At 73.1% G+C, this 18,634-nt stretch carries 14 protein-coding genes; 12 read left to right on the forward strand and 2 right to left on the reverse strand.

The annotated features are described in order from the left end of the window. Positions 1-142 precede the first annotated feature (142 nt). From ACF1G2_RS18970 to ACF1G2_RS18995, 6 genes are all read left to right on the forward strand, one after another. A complete protein-coding gene (locus ACF1G2_RS18970) occupies positions 143-916 on the forward strand; it encodes a glycosyltransferase (protein WP_391799363.1) in 774 nt (257 codons plus the stop codon). A gap of 466 nt (positions 917-1,382) precedes the next feature. Beyond that, positions 1,383-1,646 carry a hypothetical protein gene (locus ACF1G2_RS18975; RefSeq protein ID WP_391799364.1) on the forward strand — a complete coding sequence of 88 codons (264 nt, stop codon included), beginning with the start codon at positions 1,383-1,385 and terminating at the stop codon, positions 1,644-1,646. Further along, positions 1,643-3,343, forward strand: coding sequence for a hypothetical protein (locus ACF1G2_RS18980; RefSeq protein ID WP_391799365.1), 1,701 nt, complete (start codon positions 1,643-1,645; stop codon positions 3,341-3,343). Before ACF1G2_RS18975 ends, ACF1G2_RS18980 begins: the two co-directional genes overlap by 4 nt. After that, positions 3,340-5,145 carry a glycosyltransferase gene (locus tag ACF1G2_RS18985; RefSeq protein WP_391799366.1) on the forward strand — a complete coding sequence of 602 codons (1,806 nt, stop codon included), beginning with the start codon at positions 3,340-3,342 and terminating at the stop codon, positions 5,143-5,145. The genes ACF1G2_RS18980 and ACF1G2_RS18985 overlap by 4 nt, the downstream gene beginning before the upstream one ends. Positions 5,146-5,254: 109 nt before the next feature. Then, complete coding sequence (locus ACF1G2_RS18990; protein ID WP_391799367.1) at positions 5,255-6,355, forward strand: glycosyltransferase family 4 protein; 1,101 nt, start codon at positions 5,255-5,257, stop codon at positions 6,353-6,355. Positions 6,356-6,503: 148 nt separating this feature from the next. Further along, complete coding sequence (locus ACF1G2_RS18995; protein ID WP_391799368.1) at positions 6,504-7,265, forward strand: glycosyltransferase family 2 protein; 762 nt, start codon at positions 6,504-6,506, stop codon at positions 7,263-7,265. A 37-nt stretch (positions 7,266-7,302) separates the two neighbouring features. Here ACF1G2_RS18995 and ACF1G2_RS19000 read toward each other — a convergent pair whose 3' ends face one another. Beyond that, positions 7,303-8,022 (reverse strand): TetR/AcrR family transcriptional regulator, encoded by a 720-nt coding sequence (locus ACF1G2_RS19000; RefSeq protein ID WP_391799369.1) that lies wholly within the window; start codon positions 8,020-8,022, stop codon positions 7,303-7,305. Positions 8,023-8,370: 348 nt separating this feature from the next. Here ACF1G2_RS19000 and ACF1G2_RS19005 point away from each other — a divergent pair, with 348 nt between their 5' ends. The 6 genes from ACF1G2_RS19005 (at position 8,371) to ACF1G2_RS19030 (ending at position 17,483) form a co-directional block, all read left to right on the forward strand. Continuing rightward, the gene (locus tag ACF1G2_RS19005) at positions 8,371-8,811 is read left to right on the forward strand and encodes a hypothetical protein (protein WP_391799370.1); all 441 of its coding nucleotides are present in this window, start codon (positions 8,371-8,373) and stop codon (positions 8,809-8,811) included. Next, positions 8,808-9,542, forward strand: a complete 735-nt coding sequence (locus tag ACF1G2_RS19010) for a polysaccharide deacetylase family protein (RefSeq protein ID WP_391799371.1) — start codon at positions 8,808-8,810, stop codon at positions 9,540-9,542. The genes ACF1G2_RS19005 and ACF1G2_RS19010 overlap by 4 nt, the downstream gene beginning before the upstream one ends. Beyond that, positions 9,542-11,932, forward strand: coding sequence for a DUF2206 domain-containing protein (locus tag ACF1G2_RS19015; RefSeq protein ID WP_391799372.1), 2,391 nt, complete (start codon positions 9,542-9,544; stop codon positions 11,930-11,932). Before ACF1G2_RS19010 ends, ACF1G2_RS19015 begins: the two co-directional genes overlap by 1 nt. Continuing rightward, positions 11,929-13,281: a lipopolysaccharide biosynthesis protein gene (locus tag ACF1G2_RS19020; RefSeq protein ID WP_391799373.1), complete on the forward strand. Its 1,353-nt coding sequence runs from the start codon at positions 11,929-11,931 to the stop codon at positions 13,279-13,281. The genes ACF1G2_RS19015 and ACF1G2_RS19020 overlap by 4 nt, the downstream gene beginning before the upstream one ends. Positions 13,282-13,411: 130 nt before the next feature. Beyond that, a complete protein-coding gene (locus ACF1G2_RS19025) occupies positions 13,412-15,706 on the forward strand; it encodes a glycosyltransferase family 4 protein (protein ID WP_391799374.1) in 2,295 nt (764 codons plus the stop codon). A gap of 31 nt (positions 15,707-15,737) precedes the next feature. Further along, complete coding sequence (locus tag ACF1G2_RS19030) at positions 15,738-17,483, forward strand: glycosyltransferase (RefSeq protein ID WP_391799375.1); 1,746 nt, start codon at positions 15,738-15,740, stop codon at positions 17,481-17,483. Here the strand turns inward: ACF1G2_RS19030 and ACF1G2_RS19035 are convergent. After that, positions 17,470-18,552 carry a cellulase family glycosylhydrolase gene (locus tag ACF1G2_RS19035; RefSeq protein WP_391799376.1) on the reverse strand — a complete coding sequence of 361 codons (1,083 nt, stop codon included), beginning with the start codon at positions 18,550-18,552 and terminating at the stop codon, positions 17,470-17,472. The two genes, ACF1G2_RS19030 and ACF1G2_RS19035, sit on opposite strands and share 14 nt — an antisense overlap. Positions 18,553-18,634 lie beyond the last annotated feature (82 nt).

Genomic DNA, 18,634 nt, shown 5'->3' on the forward strand with positions numbered 1-18,634 from the left:
GGCGGGCCCTTGACGTCACGGCATTCCGCGCAGGATGCTGAAAGTCGCTCCCGCGATTCTGGAGAAAGCCGTACCAATGGGTAACGGGCCACATCCGATGCGCCGGTCGACCGACCGTTCACCCCACGCGGACACCCGCACGGTGAGCGTGGTGATCGCGGTGCGTCCCGGGGACCACGACACGGACCGGCTGCTGGAGCAGATACCGGCCGAAGTCGGCGAGATCGTCCTGGTCGGGGCCGCGGAAAGCGCGTCGGCGAGGACGCCGGAGGGGCGCGACGGCAGGGCGGGCGACGGCAGGGCGGGCGAGGCGGGCGGTGCCCGCGCCGCGGTGACCGTACGCCGGCTCGGACCGTGGGACTGCGCGGCGGGCGACGTCCCGCACGCCGGGCTGCTCGCCGCGACCGGCGAGTTCATCGTGCTGATGGGGGCCGACGGCAGCATGTCGCCGATGGAGATCCCGCACTACCTGCACTACCTGGACAGCGGGTACGACTTCGTCAAGGGCTCGCGCTTCATCGCCGGCGGCGGCGTCGCCGACTACCCGCTCGTGCGCAGACTCGGTCACAGTGCGCTGCTCCGCCTCGCCAGGCAGCTCTACGGCCAGCGTCTGACAGACCTCTGGTACGGCTTCTGCGCTTTCCGCCGAGGCTTCGTCGACCTGCTCGACCTGCGGGAGCACGGTGTGGAGCTGGGTGCCGAGCTGGTCACCCACGCCCTGCACTACGGGCTGCGGATCGCCGAGGTGCCGAGTCTCGAACTGCCGCGCCGCCACGGCCTGTCGCCCGCTCGCACGTTCCGTGACGGGACGCGCATCCTGGGCGGGCTGCTCGACGAGCGCCCGCACAACGCCCTGCATCGGCTGGCGCCGTCACCGCGTCTCGCGGGCCGGGCGGAACGGGCCGACCACGCTTGACGGATCAGAAATCCGATGCTAACGCTAGAAGTCAGGCATTTTGGCGCATGACAGACCCTTGGCAGGGTCCGGTTGCCGGAAGAAGTTCCTCGTGAGGTCACATCTGATCGGCAGGACGCCGGCGGCACCCGCACCGCATCCGCTGCGACGGGTGACCGACTGGCCCTCCGCCGAGTCCCGGCGCCGTAGCCCGTGCGTCCCGGCCCGCCGCCCCGCGGCCCATCCCGGACGACGGGCGACCGACCGGCTCCTGCCTTCGGTCCGCACCCACCGTTGCGCCGTGCGCCGTCCGCGTACGGCAGCCAGGCGCCGGCGTTCCCGTACCGTCCGCGCCCGCGCCGCGCACGCCCGACGCGGCGGCGGATCACACGGCTCACCCTCGGAACACGCCGGACACGGGGGTCCTGTCCGGCCCGAAGCTCGCACGGACTCCGCCTTCGACGCGCGTTCCGAGGCGCCCTTCGACGTGCCTTCCGAGGCGCCCGTCGGGGCGTCCTTCGACGCGCGTTCCCAGGCGCGCGAGCGCCCCGCGCAGGCCACCGGGGCGACGAGGCGGGCCGCCCTCGACGAAGACCGCTTCCGGCTGCCGCCGCACCGCCATCGCTGTGACGAGGTGCGCGCGCCGGAGGCCCTGAGGGGGCTCGACGTGCGCGAGACGACGGTCTTGCCCGCCGGCGGCCGGGACGTACTCGTCGGCACGCCGAGCCCTCCGTGGGGGACCCGGCCATGAGGACCGCCGGACCCGTCACCCTTCGCGCGCCCGTCTTCCGGGGCGACGCGGTGCTGCGCCCCGTGGTCCTCGGCCTGCTCGTGTACGTGTCCGGCCTGACGGCCGGCTGGTCCGCCGGCGGCGTGCCGGGGATGGTGATCGGCGGGATGTGCGGGACGGTGGTCGCTCTGGGCGTCCTGCTCGTCCGTGAGGCGGGTCGACGTGGACCCGCCTCACACGCCGGCCCATCACCGCGCGCCGCCGCGCGCACGCGCCTGGCCCGCTCGTGGCGGCGCCTCCGCCGCCGCGCCCCCCACCCGGACGGCAGGCCCCCGCCCGCGACCGCGCCGGAAGCGGCCGGTCCCGACAAGGCCGGAGCGCACGGAGGGTGGCCGCACGAGCCCGGGCCGGACGGGGGGCCGTCGGGCGAGTCCCGCCCGCAGGGGAGCGAGCCGCACGGGACCGCACCGGGTGGTTCGGGGCCCGGCGACGACACCGCGCACGAGACAAGGCCGCCTGAGTCCCCGTCGCACGCGTCCGGGCCGCGCGGGCCGGAGCCGCACCGACTCCCGCCGGACGAGTCCGGGCGGGGCGGCACCGCACCCGAGGTCGCCGGGCCCGGTGAGGGCACGTGGCACGAGACATGGCCGGACGAAGCCGTGACCGACACGCCTCTCCCGCACAGGACCTCCCCCGAAGTCGCCGGGCCCGGCGGGGGCACGACGGAGCGGACCGCGCCGGACGACACCGCGTCGCACGCGTCCCGGCCGGCCGGCGGGCCGCAGCCGGGTGGGGCGGGCGCTGGGCGGGGAGTCGAGCGCGCCGTTCGTCTGCTGGTCGACGCCGTCTGGCGGGGCGACGCCCCGGCGGCGTCCGACGAGGAGCTGAGGGCCGCGCTGGCCGTCGCCCGCACCAACCAGGTCGAGGGCCGACTGGCGCAGGCATACCCCCGCCAACTGGCCTCGACCCTGCACGCGGTGGACGACGCCGGCCGGATCTTCCGGCGCAACGTCGTCGAGTCGACGGACCGGCTGAGCGCGGCAGCCGTGCCCACGGTGCTCGTCAAGGCCGATCTGCCGGGCGACCTCACGCACGGAAGCTTCGACCTCGTCGTCCCCACGGACCGCTGGAAAGCGGCCCAGAAGGCGCTCGGCGGATGGTACGTGGAGCGGTCGGCGCACTGGCTGGAACGGTCCACCTCGGTGCGCCTGACGCCGCCCGACGGTCCCTCGGCCCAGCTGCACACCGCCGTGGCCTGGCACGGCGTCTCGGTCATGGCGACCGACCGGCTCTTCGCCCACGCCGTCCCCGACCACGACGGCCGCGCCTGGCTCGTCCCCTGCCTCGCCGACCGGCTGAGGATCTGGCTGGCCCACGGCCTCTTCCTCGACCAGTCCCTCGACCTGTCCGAACTCCTCGCGCTGCGCGAGCTGCTGGCTCCCGAGGTCGTCGCCGAGGCGCGCGCCCAGACCGCCCGGGAGGGCTGGTCCGTCGGCGGAGACCGGGCCCTCGAGCTCGCGACCGGGGCGATGGCCGCGCTCGACCGGGGCGAGTCCGTACCGCTCCCCCTGCCGCTGCCCGTCACGACGTCGCTCCGCACCGGCGTGGAACACGCCGGGCATCTGCTGACCCGCGGGCGGGCCTCCACTGCGGCCCGCGAGGTCGCCCTGCGGGTGCCGCTCGCCGTCACCGAGCGACTGCGGAGGCGCACGTCATGAACACGGCGCGGCCTCTCCTGATCGCGGTCTCCGGGCCTGACGGCGCGGGCAGGTCCGCGCTGGTCCGGCGCGTGGCCGGGCTGCTGCGGCAGCGCGGCGTGGCGGTGACGACGCTCCACGGCCACGGCCGCTTCCCGGGCCGTGGGTTCGGCTCTCCTCCACGGGTGAGGGATGAGGAGGAGACGGTACGGCGCCCTGACGGTCCCCCGCACCGGGGATTGTGGGCGCGTCGTGCCCATGCCCTGCTCGACGCCGGCGACCTCTCCGTACGCACGCGTGCCGTCCGGCGCGCGCTCGCGACACGGTCCCGAGCGCGTGCCGTCCGGCGCGCGCTCGCGACACGGTCCCGAGGAGGCCCGGCCGTCGTGCTGACGGACGGCGGGCCGCTGGACGGGCTGGTCGCGTTCGGCTTCACCCCGGGGCACCGGGCCTCGGACCGCTTCGCCCGCCTCGTCCGGCGTTACGACCTGACCCTGCTGGTGGAGACCGGTCCCGCCCCCTCGCTGTACCGCGCCTGGGCCTCGCGCCTGCCCCGGGTGGTGCGGCTCGACGGCGAGCGCGCCCCGTCGCGGGTCGCCGCCGAGGTGGTGGAGCGGGTGCTCGACTCCGTACGGACCCGGCGTCTCCCGGAACCCGAGGAGGGCATGCGCGCGGCGCGCCGGAAGCGGGTCGTCGTCTCGCTCTACGACGAGACGGGCGAGTTCGACCACCGGGACGGTGGTGCCACCGTGGTCGAGAAGGTCTCCCGGCGGCTGTCCGACGAGTTCGACGTGACGGTGGTGACGGCCGGCAGGCACGGTGCCTCCCTGCGTCGTGACGGCATCCGCTACGTCTATCTCCCGGTCCGCTGGGCCGGGCAGCGCACCGGGCGGCTGCTGTTCCTGACGCTCCTCCCCTTCGTGGCCCGCAGGCTTCCCCACGACGCGTGGCTGGAGAACTTCACGCCACCGTTCTCGACGAGCTTTCTGCCGCTGTTCTCCCGGACGCCGGTCGTCGGGATCGACCAGGGTCGCAGCGCCGAGGCGCTCTGGCGCCGCTACCACGTCCCGTTCTTCCTCGTGGAGCGCCTCGGGCTGCGCTGCTACCGGCACATCGTGGTGCTCAACGAGGCCGACGCCTCCGTCGTCCGCCGGCTCAGCCCGCGGGCCGACGTCCAGGTCATCGCCAACGGCGTCGAGCAGCGGCAGATCGACGAGGCCGGGATCGGAGCGGGCCAGCACATCCTCTTCCTGGGGCGGATCGACATCTGGGTCAAGGGGCTCGACCTGCTCCTGGAGGCGTACAGCCTGAGCCGTCCTCCGCTGCCCCTGGTGCTGGCGGGCAGCGGTACGCAGGGGGAGGAACGCAAACTGGCGGCGCTGCTCGCCGCGCACCCGGGCAGCGTCCGCTGGGTGGGGTTCGCCGGGGAGGAGCTCAAGCGGGACCTCCTGCGGAACAGCGCCTTCCTGGTCATGCCGTCGCGCCGCGAGAGCTTCGGCCTGGTGGCGCTCGAAGGCATGTCGTACGGGAAGCCGGTCGTCCACTTCGATCTGCCCGCGCTGCGCTGGATGCGCGACGGAGGCGACGTGGCCGTACCGCCGTTCGACATCGTGGCGCTGGGCGACCGGATGCGGATGCTTGCCACCGACGAGCGGGCGCGACGCGCGCTCGGGCGGCAGGCCGGGCAGGCGGCGCAGCACTACACCTGGGACGAGATGACGGGCCGGTACCTGGCCCTGACGCGGCGCCTGGCGGACGACTCCGCCCGCGGGCGGCGGCCGAGGAAGGACAGGAGGGCCGGGGCATGGCCAACGAGCCGATGACCACAGCGATCGCGCCGGACCGTCCGCCGGTCGTGCCGTCGCCGCGTCCCGGGGCCGGCGTCGCGTCGAACGGGACGCTGCCGCCCCGAACCGACCGCGGGCCCGGATCATGACCGTCGGCCCGCGGCCACCGCGTGTCCTGCTCCTGACCGGCAGCCCGCTGGACGGCGCGGACGGCGCCGACGTGGCGCTGGCGAGGGACGTGCTCGGGGCGCTGCCCGACACGGACTTCCTCTGGTTCCGCCAGTGGCCCGCCCGACGTGGCAGGCCTCCCCCGCCGGCCGGCCGGGCGATCCGCCTCTGGACCCCGGACGGTCCCCCGCACCGGCGGCCGGTCCTCCTGCAGGCCGCGCTCGCCGGGGCCGTCGCCGCACGTCGCGTCGATCTGGTCCACGCGTTCGTGACCATCGGACGGGCGTTCCCCGCCTTCTCCTGGCTGCGCCCCGTGATGCTGGGGGCGCGCCCGGTCGTCCACACCGTGCCCGGTGTGGACGAGGCGCGGCTGCTCGCGAGGACCCGGCCGCTGGGGACGACGGTCGCGCTGTCGGATGCGACGGCCCGGCGGCTGCGCGCCGCGAACTTCGGCGACGTCCGGGTGGTGTCGCCCATGATCCGGCTGAGCGAGTGGCCCTTCCTGCCGCGCCCCGGCGGTGTGCCGACCGTCCTCTACGCCGGCCGTCCCGATCCGCGGGGCGGTGTCGTGACGGCCGTCGAGGCGGCGGCGGAGGCGGCGCGGTCCGGGGCGGTGTTCCGGCTGATCCTGGCGGTCCGGGGGCGGCCGGGGCGGCAGACGGCCGCGCTGCGGGAGGAGTTGAGGGAGCGGGCCGGTTCCGGGGGCCTCACGGACGTGGAGGTGCGGGGCCATGTCGACGACATGCGCGCCCTGTTGGCCTCGACGCACGTCCTTCTCCTCCCGCCTCCCGTGGTCGGCGGGACACCGGACATCCCGCTCACGGTCCTGCAGGCGATGGCCACCGGCCGGCCGGCCGTCCTGAGCGACCTGCCGCAGTTCGCGGACTTCGGGGACGCGGTGCTGCGGGCTCCCGCCGGAGACGCCCGCAGGACCGGGCAGCAGCTTGCCTGGCTGCTCGAACAGCCGCGGGTCTGGGACATGCTCGCGGAACGCGGCCGGGCGACCGTGGAGGAGTCCTTCGGGCCCGAGCGCTTCGCCGACCGGTACGGCGCCCTGTACCGGGAGTTGCTGGCCTGAGGCCGTCGACGCCGCGTCGGACGCTCTTGACGCGGGGCACCAAACGGCGCAAAGTGTATGTATACGTCGTAAATGGGCGTTGTTGGTCTACAGCGGATATGTCCGGCTGTTCTTCGTGGGGCCGGAGCCGCACACGGAGTGACCTGCGATGAGCAGTCTTTCGGTTGTCATGCCCGCATACAACGAGGCGTCCAACCTGCCGTCGGTGATCGCCACCGTTCCGGTGGCGGAGCTGGCAGACGCGGGTTGGGAGACGGAGTTGGTCGTGGTGGACAACGCGTCCACCGACGGTACGGGGGAAGTCGCCCGCTCGCTCGGGGCGCGTGTCGTGCCCCAGCCCGAACGGGGATACGGGAACGCCTACCACGCCGGGTTCGCGGCGGCGCGGGGCGACGTGATCGCCACGGGCGACGCCGACTGCACATACCCGTTCGACGCGCTTCCAGGGCTGCTCAAGGTCCTGGACGCCCTGGACGTGGAGTTCCTGACGACGGATCGGCTCGGCGCCGCCAACCGCGACGCGATGCAGCCGACGCACTCCATGGGCAACCATGCGCTGAGCCTGGTGAGCCGCATGCTGTTCCACAACGGGCTGCACGACTCGCAGTCGGGCATGTGGGTCTTCCGCCGCTACGTCTGGCAGTCCCTCGACGTCCGGTCGACGGGCATGGCGTTCTCCCAGGAGATCAAGAACGCGGCGACGCTCTCGGGCTGCCGTTGCCTGGAGGTCCCGATCACGTACCGCGTCCGCGGGGGTGAAGTGAAGCTGCACGCCCTGCACGACGGCACGGCGAACCTCTGCCAGCTCTTCGCGCACCGGTTCCGCCGCAGGAGCACCTCCGCCGCACTCCCCGCCGCGGGAGAGCCGGCGCAGGCCCCCGAGCCCCTCACCAGCCGCACTGCGGCGTGAACCCGCCCTACGGCTCCGCGCCCTACGGGTTCTCGCCCTACGGCTCCTCGCTCGTGAACCGGTCGAGCAGCGCGTCCAGGCCGGCGATGAGGCCCGCGTAACCGCCCCGCTCGGCGAGTACCGGAGTGATCTCACGCAGGGTGGGCAACTCCTGCGCCGGCATGCGGTGCAGGCCGAGACGGAACGAGGGATCGGGCTCCGCGGGGTTGTCCACCATGGCACCCAGTTCCACCGAGACGTATCCCAGGATCCACGCCGTGACGGCACGGAAGGCGGCCGCGGCCTGGACCGGCCCGAGCCCCGCGGTCCTGAGCAGAGCGAGCATGCGCTCATGACTCCTGAGGACCGCGAGCGGTCGCTGAGCCAGGGGGACCGCCAGCATGCGGGTGGCGAGCAGCGGCACGACATGGGGGTGCCCGAGGCACGTCTGGTACGTCTGCAGTGCCATCCGGTGCAGTCCGGCTCGCCAGTCGGTGTCCGGGGCGCCCGCCTGCGCGTGGTCGGGATGGTGCTCCAACTCCAGGTAGAGGGCCTCGACCAGCCCGTCCAGCAGAGCGTCCTTACCATTGGCGTAGCGGTACAGCGCCATGGCCTCCACGCCGAGTTCGGCACCGAGGCGGCGCATGCTCAGTGCGGACAGACCCTCCCGGTCGACGAGCTCGAGGGCCGCCGCCAGCACGACCTCCCGGCTGAGCCTGCCGCGGTGCCCGTGGTCGCCCGCCCGACGCGCGGGGCGGGCTGCCGAGTCCTGTGCCATGAGCGTTCCTCCTCACCACCCGACCTTATGGGTGCGTCGCCGTCTTGACTCTGCCCGAGCGAGGGCACAGTATGGACGTATACGGCGTAAATAGACGAAATCATCTTATGATGGATATCTTCCGTATACGGGGTTCTACCCCGATCGGGAGGTCATGTGCGCCTTGCGTGCTCGGGGCTGTGTTGTTCGCGCGTGTGCGCTGAAAACGTCCCAGGGCCCGGTTCGGGTGTTCCCACGGAGAGACCTGCGATGAGCAGTCCGTCGGTTGCCAAGCACGCATGGAACGAGGCGTCGGAAGTCTGCCGGCGCTCGATGCGCCGGCTCCGCCCCCGCCCTCGCAAGAGGCCCATGTCGCCCCGCCTGCGCAAGGTCGTCCTGGTCCTGCTGGCGGTCGTGGTGGCCGCCGTCGTCGCCGTGGCGACTCCCGCGATCCGCAAGGAACTGACGCAGTCCTTCTCGCCGGTGCCGGCCCGGTACACCGAGCTGTACTTCACCAGCGCCCCGGTCGTCACCGGAGGCTCGGTGCTCGTCCCGGTCTCCGTGGAGGACCGCGGGCCCGGCGAACGAACCCACCGACTGCGGGTCTCCGTCGAGGCGTCCGACGGCCGCACCACGGCATCGACCACCACGGCCCTCACCCCGGGCCCCGACGCTCCCGCGTCGGCCGTCTCCCGGCTGCCGCTGCGCGAGGGTTCCGTCATCGTCCGCGTCGCGCTCCTGGACAGCGGCCAGAGTCTGCACTTCCGGCTGCCCGCCCAGGACGCCACGGCACCCGGGAGTACCCCATGACCGACGAAGGACGCGCGCGCTCCCGCGTCGTCGTGACGACGAGCTGGGACGACGGGCACAAGCTCGACGACCGCCTCGCCGCCCTGCTCGACCGGTACGGCATCGCCGGCACGTTCTACATCGCGCCCCACAACGCCGAGATCGCGGCCCGCGACCGGCTCTCCCCGGCGGGCGTCCGTGACCTGTCCGAGCGGTTCGAGATCGGCGGGCACACACTGACGCACCAGCGCCTGCCGCGGCTGACGGACAGCGCTGCCGCCGACGAGATACGCGCCGGCAAGGAAGAACTCGAAGGCACGGTGGGCGCGGCGGTCACGAGCTTCTGCTATCCGCGCGGCGAGTACACCGCGGCCCACGTCGACTCCGCCCGGGCGGTGGGCTTCGAGCGCGCGCGCACCGTACGCCGCAACTCCCTCGCCGCCGGTCCGCCTCTGGAACTGCCCACCACCGTCCACGCCTACGCCCACCGCGTCGACGGGCCGGTCGCCCTGCGCCTGGCGCGGCTGCGGCCGCGAAGGGCCGCCAGGATGTTCCTCCAGTGGGACGAGCTCGCCGTCAGCTGGTTCGACCTCTGCCTGGAGCGAGGTGGCGTGTTCCACCTCTGGGGCCACAGCTGGGAGGTCGACGCGCACCGCGACTGGCAGCGACTGGAGCGGGTGCTCAGCCACGTATCGGGCCGCCCGGGGGTCGGTTACCTCCCCAACCGCGCTCTCCCGGAACGGGCGCGGTGATGACCGCCCACCCGCCCGGAGGAGGCCCCACGACGACTGCCCCGGCGGTGGAGCGTGCGGCGGACCGCGTCGGACGGCGCCTCGTCGCCCGCCGGGGCATCCTCGCGACGACCGTGCTGGCCGCTCTTGTCGAGCTCCTGCCCGGTGGGCTCACCCCCTTGGCGACCCTGGCCGGGATCTGGCTCCTCCTCGTCGCGCCGACCGCTGTCTGGTACGGGCCCGCCTCCCGCATCGTGTCGACCCGGGACGGGCGCGTGCTGCTGGCCGCCGGACTGAGCGTGCTCTCCTCCATCGTCGTGGCCCTGGTGGTCAACTCGGTGCTTCCGCTCGTCGGGGTGGACGGGCCGCTCACACGCGCGGCGCTCGCCACCGCCTCGGCCCTGGCCGTCACGGTCACCGCCGCCGTGGTGGACCCTCCGGTCAAGGACCCGGCCGCTGCCCCGTGGTGGCTGCGGTTCCGCGCGCAAGGCCTGCCGACCGGCCTCGTCGCCGTGACGGTCCTGGGCACGCTCGCGCTCGTCCTGTCCGTCGCGGGTCCGGTACGGCTCAACAACGACCTGGGCTCGGGAGCCGGTGTCGCCGCGCTGGTCGTCATCGGGGCCCTCCTGACGCTCCTGATGGTCAGGCACCGGCGCTACTCCTCGTCCGTCGTGGGAGTCGGCCTGTTCTTCGCCGCCGCGGGACTGCTGTTCCTCAGCTCGCTGCGCGGCTGGTACATCACCGGTCACGACATCCAGCGCGAGTACGAGGTCTTCGGGCTGACGTCGGACCAGAGCCGCTGGGACATGGCCGCGTTCAGCGACCCCTACAACGCCTGTCTGAGCATCACCCTGCTGCCGACGTCCTGGGTGCGGCTGACCGACATTCCCGGCCCGTACGTCTTCAAGGCCGTGCTGCCTCTCCTCTTCGCACTCGCACCCGTGCTCGTCCACCGCTCGGTGCGCAACGTGGCACCCCCGTTCGTGGCGGTGCTGTCGGCCGTCCTGTTCATGATCTTCCCGACCTTCTTCACGGACATGATGTTCCTGACCCGTCAGGAGATCGCGTTCCTCTTCCTCGGATGCGCGATGCTCGTGCTGACGGACAGGGGCCGGGCGCTGCGCCGCCGCCGGATCACCTTCCTGGTGCTGACCGTCGGCGTCGTCCTGGCGCACTACTCGACGGCGTACGTCTTCCTCGCGGCGCTCGCGCTGGCGCTCGGAGCGGACTTCTGCTGGCGGCTGCTCTCGCGCACCCGGGGTGCGAAGCCCGCGGCCGCCGGGGAGCCCGCCTTCGTGGCCTGGTGGATCGTCGTGTCCGCCGTGGCCGCCGCGCTCCTGTGGACGGGCCCGCTGACCCACACGGCCGGCCAGCTGAGGTCCACCGTCGTCGCCACCGTGCAGGAGGTCACGGGCGGCGGCAGGCAGCCCGCGGCCTGGTCGTCCGACGTGGCGTACAGCCTGTTCGGCGGGGAGCGGAGCAGCCCGGAGGAGCGGCTGCGCGACTTCCAGACCGTCACTCTGCGCGGCACGGCGGCCGAGCGGGCGGACGGGGTGTACGTGCCGTGGTCGGCGGCCCCCGACGGAGCGGTCGAGCCCGCACCGGAGCCGCGCCTCCCCCTCACCTCGCTCGGGCAGGCGGCGGAGGACCGGGGCGTCGACGTGTCGGCGGTCGGCGACTTCCTGCGGCAGGCCGTCGCACGGCTGTGGCAGGTGTTCCTGCTGCTCGGCATCGTCACCTCCCTCTGGGGGCGGCGCAAGGAGTTCCGGCCGACCCGTGACCAGGTGACACTGGCCGCCGGCATGGTCGCGGTCGTGGGGATGCTCACCGTTCTCCCGCAGCTCTCCGTCGAGTACGGCGTGCTGCGCGCCTTCCAGCAGGGGCTCTTCGTCTTCGCACCCTTCATCGCGGCCGGGGTGGTGTGGGCGTGCCGGTGGGTGGGACGGCGGTGGACCGAAGCGCTGGCCTGCTCGGTGATCATGCTGCTCTTCTTCGATCTGACGGGTGTCCTGCCCAAGCTCTTCGGCGGGAATCCGCCGCAGCTGCACCTCGACAACGCGGGCACGTACTACGACATCTACTACCCGCACGCGCAGGAGCGCGCGGCCCTGGCCTGGCTGGCGACACATACTCCGCCCGACGAACTCGGGGACGTCCAGTCGGAGAACCTGAGCGACCGCTACAACCTGAGCCATGACGGGACGGCAGTCCCGACCACGGCGAGGAACGACATCTACCCGCTCCTCATCCGCGAGGACGCGACCGTGCTCCTGGGCACGACCACGGTGCGCAGCGGCGAAGCGACCATCTTCCACCGCGGTGACCTGGTGACCTACAAGTACCCCACCAGCCTGCTGGAGGAGACGAAGAACAAGATCTACAGCAGTGACGGGGCGGAGATCTTCCGATGAAGGCGCAGGCACGGCCGTACTCGGGCTCCCCCGCCGGCTCGGCCGGCGGCGGAAGGAGCGCACGGCGTCAGGACCAGCTGACCCGCAGCTCGTTCTTCCTGATGGCCTCGTCGGTGGCGATGGCCGTGCTCGGCTTCGTCTTCTGGATCATCGTCGCGCGTCTCTACCCGCCCGAGCAGGTGGGTCTGGCCACGACCCTGATCTCGGCGACCGAACTGATCGCCTTCTTCAGCCTCTTCGGGCTCAACAGCACGCTCATCCGCTTCCTCGCTCCCGCGGGTACCCGGAACGCGCAGATCACCAAGTCGGTACTTCTCGTGGCGGGCTCCGCGTGCATCCTGGCGTCGGCCTACCTCTTCGGCCTGCGCTGGTACGGCCACGACCTGGTGTTCGTACGGTCCGACCTGCTGCTCGCGGCAGCCTTCGTGGCCTTCTGTGTCTTCGCCGCCCTCAACCAGCTGACCGACGCCGTCTTCATCGGCGCCCGCAAGCCGCAGTTCAACCTGGTCGTCGACGGAGGCGTCCAGGGACTGACGAAGATCCTTCTTCCCCTGTTCCTCGTGGGTGCGGGATCGTACGGGATCGTCACCGCGTCCGGCGGCGCCTGCGCCGCCGCGGTGCTCGCCTCGTTCTTCTTCCTGTGGCGCAGGGTCGGCTTCCGCGTCGACCTCCGGCTGCGCCGCGCCCCTCTGCTCCCCCAGGCCGGCTTCTCGGCCGCGAGCTACGCGTTCAGCGCGCTGACCCTGGTGCCGATCCTGGTGACGCCGCTGATCGCGCTGCACTGGCTGGGCGCCGCCGCCGCGGGCTACTACTTCGTCGCCTTCCAGATCGCGAACCTGCTGAACACCCTGTCCGACAACGTGGGAGAGGCCCTGCTCGCCGAAGTCTCCTACGACGAGACGCGGTTCGCGGTGATGCTCAGGCGTTCGGCCCTCATCCTGGCCGCGGTGCAGATCCCCGCCTCGGTCGTCCTCGTGGCCGCCGCCGGCCTGGTCCTGCGGTTGTTCGGCGGCTCGTACGTGGACCACGCCCGTGGCCCGCTGATCATCCTGACGGTCGGCGCCCTCGCCGTCGCCCTGCGGACGTGGGTCAGCTTCGGGCTCAAACTGGCCGGCCGCCTCGGGCACCTGGTCGCGAGCGGCGTCGTCCTCACCGCGGTGACCGTCGGCCTCGCCGTCGCGTGGGCGCCGAAGGGGCTGCTGTGGATCGGCTTCGCCTGGCTGGTGGGCAACCTCGCCTCCGGCGTCTACGGCTGCATCGCACTGTTCGCCCGAAGGCGGACCGCCCGCCGCCCGGCGACCACACCGGGGCCCCACCCGCCCGAGGGAGCCGAGGGAGACGTCCGATGACCGTCCACGCGTCCGTCGTGCCGCCGCTCGTACGGCGGCCGAGAACCCCGGTCCTCATACGGACCCCACGCCTCACCACGTCGTCACACACCTCTCCTGTGACGAGACACGCGCCGAAGGAGGAACCGTCATGACACCGCGCGCCGTCCTGCTCGCCTCCCCGTACTTCCCGCCCGCCCTCGGAGGGCTGGAACAGTACGTCTGGAATCTCGCGCGATCGCTGAGGACCCGGCACGGCATGCGGGTCGTCGTCGCCACGACCGCGCCCCACGGAACACGCGGCGGACGGTACGACCACCCCGACGGCTTCCCGGTCTACCGCCTGCCCGCTCCCCTGCGGATCTCCCACACCCCGCTGGGCCTGCACTGGAGCGGCCGTCTGCGCACCGTGATCGAGCACGAGGGAGTCGAACTCGTCAACGCGCACGCGCCGGTGCCCCTCTTCGCCGACGCCGCCGCACAGGCGTGCGGCGACCTTCCGTTCGTGCTGACCTACCACACGGGCCGGATGCGCAAGGGCCGCCTCCTGCCCGACCTGGTCTGCGCGGCCTACGAACGGACGCTGCTGGCCCGGACAGCCGGACGCGCCCAGGAGATCGTGTGCTCGTCCGACTACGTCCCGGGGGACCTGCCCCGGCTCTTCGCGGGCCGGTGCACGACCATCTCACCCGGTGTGACCCTGGAGAGCTTCCCGCCGAGCCCGGTGCCCGACGCGCCACGCATCGTGTTCGTCGGTTCGCTGGACCGGGCCGCCGCCTACAAGGGGCTTCCCGACCTGCTGCGAGCGGTGCGGCAGCTCGTCGGTGAGTTCCCCGATCTGCACCTCGACGTGGTCGGAGACGGCTCGGGGGCCGCCGACCACAAAGCGCTCGCACACCGTCTCGGCATCTCACGGCACGTGGCGTTCCGGGGGCGCGTCGAGGGCGCGGACCTGGCCTCGGCCTACCGTGACGCCCGGGTCCTGGCGCTGCCCACGCACTTCGACAGCTTCCCGTGCGTGCTCGTCGAGGCCATGGCCGGCGGACGCCCGGTGGTGACGACCCCTGTGGGCGGCATCCCCTCGCTGGTCGAGGACGGGGGCAACGGGCTCCTCGTGCCCCCCGGGGACGCGCGGCGCCTCGCGGACGCGCTGGCATCGGTGCTCGGCGACCGCGCCCTGGCGCAGCGCCTCGGCAGCGCCGGCCGGGAGCACGTGGCCCGCGAGCTGACCTGGGATCGGCAGAGCGACCGTACCGTCGAGGTCTTCGACCGCGCCGCCGATCCCGGCCGCCGGGCGCGCACGGTCGCCGTCGTCGCGCCCAACTTCCCCCCGCGGCGCGGCGGCGTCGAGCACTACGCGCACCGCGTGGCGCAGGCGGTCGCCGCGGAGCCGGGCATGCGCGCCGCGGTCATCACCGCGAGCACGACGGGATGGCGTACCTCGGTGGGCGTCGAGGACGGCGTGCCGGTCGTCCGTCTGGGCACCTGGCTACGCCATCTCAACACCCCGGTCAACCCGTTGTGGCCGTTCCAGCTGCGGCGCTGGCTGCGGCGGCTCCGCGTCGACGTCGTCCACGCCCACGCGCCCGCTCCCGGCCTGGGCGACCTGGCGATCGCCTGCTCCGGGCGCAGGCCGGCCGTCTTGACCTACCACGCCGGGTCGATGGTCCAGGGGCACAAGGACGTCGATCTGCTGGTCCGCGCATACGAGCGGTACGCCCTGCCCCGGGTGTTCGCCCGCGCCGACGCCCTCGTCGCCAGTTCCCCGGTCTCGCTGGCCTTCGGCCGTCCAGGGGCCATGGAGATCAACCCTGGGGTGGACGTGGAGCGGTTCACACCCGGGCCGAAGGCGTCCACCCGGCCGCGTACGGTCGTGTTCGTGGGGAGGCTCGACCGGGCCTCCCCGTGGAAGGGCGTCGACGTGCTGCTGCGCGCGTTCGCGATCCTGGGTGACGAGCTCCCGGAAGCCGGGCTGCGCCTGGTGGGAGGCGGAGACGCGGCTGCCGACCATGCGGCGCTCGCCGCGCAGCTCGGCATCACCGACCGTGTGGAGTTCACCGGGAGCGTTCCGGGAGACGTACTGCTCGACGCGATGCGGAACGCCGCCGTGCTGGTCCTGCCCTCGCTCACCGCCGCCGAGTCCTTCGGCATGGTGCTCGTCGAGGCGATGGCCTGCGCCACCCCCGTGGTGGGCTCCGACGCCGGCGGCATCCCCTACGTCATCACCGACGAGGACAGCGGACTCATCGTGCCGAGCGGCGATCCGCACGCTCTGGCGAAGGCCTGCGCACGGGTGCTGAGCGACGGCGACCTCGCCGACCGGCTCGGCGCCAACGGCAGGCGGCGCGCCGTCGAGCACTACGCCTGGCCCACCCTCACCAACCGCTACCTCGACCTGTTCCGCTCACTGCCTCCCGCACCTGCCGGCAACGGTCTCCGGCACTGATCCGGGCAGATTCAGCGTCAGGAGCCCTCCCATGAACTTCCGTTCGGTTCTGATCGTGGCGCCGCATCTCCCGCCCGACGACACCGGTCCCGTGGCGCGGCACGCGTGGCAGCTCGCGCGTCTCCTGAACTCCCGGCACGATCGCCGGGTGGTGGTCGCGGCCCCCTCGGAGCGGGGTACGCGGCCGCGGCGCCGCGAGGACCGCGACGGCATGAAGGTGTACCGGCTGGCCGCGCCCGGTACCCCCTTGGCGCTGCGCTGGGGGCACGACCTGCGCCGCATCGTCGAGAGGGAGCGGGTGGACCTCGTCGACGTCCACCTCCCCGCGCCCCTGCTCGCCGCCGCCGTGGCTCGGTCCTGCGGCGACCTGCCACTCGTGCTGACCTGCCATGTCGGCCGGCCCGCGCGGGGCCCACATGGGCCGCTCGCCCGGTCGGTCCCGGCCCGAGTCGCCTCCCGGGCCCGCGAGATCGTGTGCGTGTCGGGCTCCACGGCCGACCTGCCCGGGGTCCTCGCGGCCCGGGCCACCGCGATCGGCCGGCGGAGCCCCGGGGGCGCGCCGGGCGAACCACGCTGGGAGGAGCTGGTGGACCGTACCGTCGAGGTCTTCGACCGCGCCGCCGACCCCGGCCTCCGGGCGCGCACGGTCGCCGTCGTCGCGCCCTACTACGCGCCTCACATCGGCGGCGTCGAGCTGTACGCGCACCAGGTCGCGCACGCGGTGGCCGCGGATCCGGGGATGCGCGCCGCGGTCATCACGGCGAGCACGACCGGACGGCGCACCTCGGTGGCCGTCGAGGACGGCGTGCCGGTCGTCCGCCTGGGCACCTGGACAAGCCGGTACGTCAACACCCCGGTCAACCCGTTGTGGCCGTTCCAGCTGCGCCGCTGGCTGCGCCGGCTCCGCGTCGACGTCGTCCACGCCCATGCCCCGGTGCCGGGCCTCGGCGAACTGGCGGTCGCGGTGGCGGGCAGGAGGCCGGCCGTCATGACCTACCACGCCGGAACCATGGTGAAGGGCGACAGGATCCGCGACCGGCTCCTGGGCTGCTACGAGCGGTACGCCCTGCCCCGGGTGTTCGCCCGCACCCGCGCACTGGTCGCGGTGTCACCCGCCTCGCTTGCCTCCGGCCGTCCCGGGGCTCTGGAGATCACGCCGGGGGTGGACGTGGAGCGGTTCACACCGGGGCCGAAGGCGTCCACCCGGCCGCGCACGGTCGTGTATGTGGGAAGGCTCGACCGCACGTCCCCCTGGAAGGGCGTCGACGTGCTGCTGCGCGCGTTCGCGATCCTGGCGGACGAACTGCCGGAAGCCGGGCTGCGCCTGGTGGGAGGCGGGGACGCAACGGCCGACCACAAGGCGCTCGCCGAGGACCTCGGCGTCACCCACCGCGTGGAGTTCACCGGACCGCTCACCGGCGCCTCGCTCGTCACCGAGATGCGGAACGCCGCCGTGCTGGTCCTGCCGTCGCTCACAGCCGCGGAGTCCTTCGGCATGGTGCTCGTCGAGGCGATGGCCTGCGCCACCCCCGTGGTCGGCTCCGACGCCGGCGGCATCCCCTACGTCATCACCGACGAGGACACCGGTCTCATCGTCCCACGCGGCGATCCGCAGGCCCTGGCCAAAGCATGCGCACGCGTTCTGAACGACGGAGACCTCGCCGACCGGCTCGGCGCCAACGGCAGACGGCGCGCCGTCGAGCACTACGCCTGGCCCACCCTCACCGACCGCTACCTCGACCTGTTCCGCTCACTGCCCTCCCCTAGCCGCGGTTGAGGTGGGCGATCGCGTCGCGCAGCGCGTCGAGGGCGGGCTTCGCGCTGCCGTCCGCCCGGCGGAGGCCGTAGAAGTTCTCGCTGTCCCGTCGGTCCGTGCCGAGATCGCGCTCCGCGTACCAGATCAGGGCGCCGACGAGCGGGGTCGCGGCGGCCGTGCGCACGGCGTCCGCGGCGATCTGCGCCTGACGCGCCTCCGGTACGTGTGTCGTATCCGCACCGACGGTGCCCGGCCGGCCGTCCGACGCCGTACCGGGACCGTTCGTCGGCGCGCCGAACTCGGTGATCCACACAGGCAATTTCGGAGTGCCGTTCGCGACGAGCACGCTCCTCAGGCTGTCCCGTGCGCTGTCGATCCGCTCCCATGGAGTACCCCACTCGGTCACGGAACTCGCCAGGAACGGGTAGGTGTACGGGTGGTAGCCGACGGCGTCCACCAGGTGGTTGCCGCCGCGCGCCGACACTCCCTGCAGGAACGCGGTCTGGGAGATGTCCCCGTCCTTCGTCGTGGTCGCCGCGAGCCCGCCCAGAATGACGTACGCCTCCGGATCGCTCTCCCTCAGGGCCCGGCTCGTCGCCCTCAGCAGGGCCGTGTACGTGCCTTCGTCAGGTGCCGGTGCCCAGGCCTGGGCGAGATTCGGCTCGTTCCAGACCTCCCAGGTGTGGACCCCTCGTGGTGCGTAGCGCGCCGCGGCGGCGCCGGCGAACGCGGCGAACTCCGCCGGGTCGGCGGGCCGGCACTGCTTCTCCGCGCAGTCGGCGGGGCGTGCCCACTCCGGTGTGAATCCGAGGACCGGCAGGAGGGTCAGGTCGCGCTCCGTGACGGCGGCGACGACTCGGTCGAAGGCCTCCCAGTGGTACGCGTCCGGCCCGTCCGGCTGCACGTTCGACCAGAGCAGATCCGCCCTCACCCATCGAGCGCCGACGTCCACGGCGTCGTCGAGTGCGGCGTCGAGGTCCTTGTCGGACATCCAGACCAGACGGTCGCCGTAGGCGATTCCCACGCGCAGGTCCGGGGCCCCGGAGGCACATCCGGTGGACAGGAGCGTGACGGCCGTGAACGCGATCACCGCCATCATCGTGACCGACCGACGACGTCGGTGGTTTCCTCCCATCGAACCATCCTAACGTGGGGGCCCGTCGCGAAGCCGC

It is taken from the genome of Streptomyces sp. NPDC013457 (genome assembly GCF_043089925.1).
In the GTDB taxonomy this organism is placed as follows: Bacteria; Actinomycetota; Actinomycetes; order Streptomycetales; family Streptomycetaceae; genus Streptomyces.